Raw genomic sequence first — 632 nt, 5'->3', positions numbered from 1 at the left:
AAGCGTTTGGCTTCTTGCTTTTTGACGGCAATCAACAGCTCAATCATCTCGCTTGGGAATAGCGAATCAATGATATCGCTGCTTTCAAATTTACGAATGGCCGAGAGCCAATCTAACGGCAAGGTCTTCAGTTCTGCTTCGTTATAAGTAATGCTATTGACGGGTTCTGGGGCCTCTAACTTGTTTTCGATGCCATATAGTATGCCTGCTAATACGGCACTACAAACCAAGTAAGGGTTGGCATCAGCGCCAGAGACACGGTGCTCGATACGACGTGCTTTGGTATCGCCACCAGGGATACGTACGGCCGCTGTGCGGTTTTCATAACCCCATGACACATTGTTCGGTGCAAGCGTACCGGGTGTGAAACGGCGATAAGAGTTAACGTGCGGTGCAAACAATAATGTACAGTCCGACATGGTTTTTAGCAGACCCGCAACCGCATGGCGCAAAATCTCAGAACCCTCATCTGTCCCGTTATCAAAGACGTTGTTGCCGTCTTTATCTAACAAGCTACAATGCACATGAAAACCGTTGCCAGATTGCAGACCAAAAGGTTTTGCCATAAAAGTGGCGGTGAGCTTACGGCGAGCAGCTACTGCTTTGACGACCTGCTTGAACAAAATCGCATC

At 48.1% G+C, this 632-nt stretch carries 1 protein-coding gene; it reads right to left on the bottom strand.

What is annotated here, in order from left to right; genetic code table 11:
* The coding region (locus tag ACS8FC_RS18620; protein WP_459112985.1) for a type I glutamate--ammonia ligase at positions 1–632 on the bottom strand (632 nt) is incomplete at both ends.

It is taken from the genome of Psychrobacter sp. 1Y4 (assembly GCF_051847555.1).
This window is presented reverse-complemented; position numbering and strand designations above follow the sequence as displayed.